Here is a 1,383-nt window from a genome sequence, read left to right as displayed (position 1 = left end):
GGAAGCCGAGTTCCAGCAGATCCTGACCGTGGACGGCGCGCCGCACACCATCGCCCAGTCGGAACTAGACCGCGTGACCGCCTGCTTTGTGCCCCCGGCCAGCCGCGTCGGCACCCTGCCCGCCTTGGCCAACCCGGTCGCCGCCCCGGTGGACGACAAGGACTACACCCGCTGGTTGAAACAAAACGTGGCCGCGCACCAAAACCCGCTGCTGCGCTCGGTGACGCTGTCGTTCAAGCGCCTGGGCTACTCGCCCGGCGACGCCACCGGCGACCAGCTAGACCTGTCGGCCGACCTGGCCGACCGCTACAGCGCCGGTGAAACCCGCGTCACCCACGACCAGAACCTGGTGCTGCCCTGGGTGCGCGCCGACGAGCTGCCCGCGCTGTACGCAGAGGCCAAGGCCGCTGGCTTGGCCCGCGCCAACATCCGCCTGCTGACCGACATGATCGTCTGCCCCGGCGGCGATTTTTGCGCGCTGGCCAACGCCCGCTCGCTGCCGATTTCCGAGGCCATCAGCCAGCGCTACCAGGACATGGACGAGCTGCACGACCTGGGCGAAATCGACGTGCACATGAGTGGCTGCATCAACTCCTGCGGCCACCACCACAGTGCCCACATCGGCATTCTGGGCGTGGACAAGGACGGGCAAGAGTGGTATCAGGTGACGCTGGCGGGCTCGGACGGCTCCAACCTCAGCGGTGCCCCCGCCATCGGCAAGGTCGTCGGCCCATCCTTCAGCGCCGCCGAGGTGCCCGAAGTCATCGAAGCCGTGCTGGACACCTACCGCGCCACCCGCACCAGCGGAGAGGCCTTCATCGACACCTTGCGCCGCGTCGGCCAGGACCCGTTCAAACTGGCCGCCAACGCCGCCCGCACCAGCACCGCCCGCGCCCCCCGCGCTGCGGCAGAAGCCTGAAAGCCATCACTATGAAAATAATAGCTGCTACCGCCCATACCATCAGCGCTGAGGGCCAAAAAGACCAAGTATCCCTGGCCAACGATGCAGACCCGCGCACGCTGGATTTGGCGGGCATCACCCGCATCGACCTGCACTTCCCCAAGTTCACCGATGGTCGCGCCTACAGCCAGGCCTTTTTGCTGCGCCGCCGCCTGGGCTACACCGGCGAAATCCGCGCCACCGGCGACGTGCTGATCGACCAGCTGGTGCAAATGCAGCGCAGTGGTTTCACCGTGGCCGTGCTGCGCGAAGGCGTGGATGCCAGCGCCGCCCAGCGCCAATTTGACCGCTTTGAAGGTTTCTACCAGGGCGATGCCGTCCACGTAGAGCCGCACTTTGCCGAAACCGACCACTCCGCGGCCTATGGCGCTGAGCTGGCGCGCCAAGACTCGTACTGATTGGAGCAAGACACCATGAGCACC

Annotated in this window: 1 protein-coding gene and 1 pseudogene; both read left to right on the top strand. The window is 66.7% G+C overall.

Annotated elements, in window-relative coordinates; all coding sequences use genetic code 11:
* Window positions 1–919 (top strand): annotated as a pseudogene (locus AC097L_RS24435) (nitrite reductase); the annotation flags it as partial.
* An 11-nt stretch (window positions 920–930) separates the two neighbouring features.
* Window positions 931–1,359: a DUF934 domain-containing protein gene (locus AC097L_RS24430; protein ID WP_479589315.1), complete on the top strand. Its 429-nt coding sequence runs from the start codon at window positions 931–933 to the stop codon at window positions 1,357–1,359.
* The last annotated feature ends 24 nt before the right edge of the window (window positions 1,360–1,383 follow it).

Source organism: Rhodoferax sp. RT5P35, from assembly GCF_056521385.1.
The sequence above is the reverse complement of the archived record's forward strand: the minus strand, read 5'-3'. Positions and strand labels throughout refer to the sequence as shown.

Bases quoted from the DNA above. Each gene is read 5' to 3' on its own strand.
- AC097L_RS24430 (WP_479589315.1), top strand. From the start codon at position 931: ATGAAAATAATAGCTGCTACCGCCCATACCATCAGCGCTGAGGGCCAA.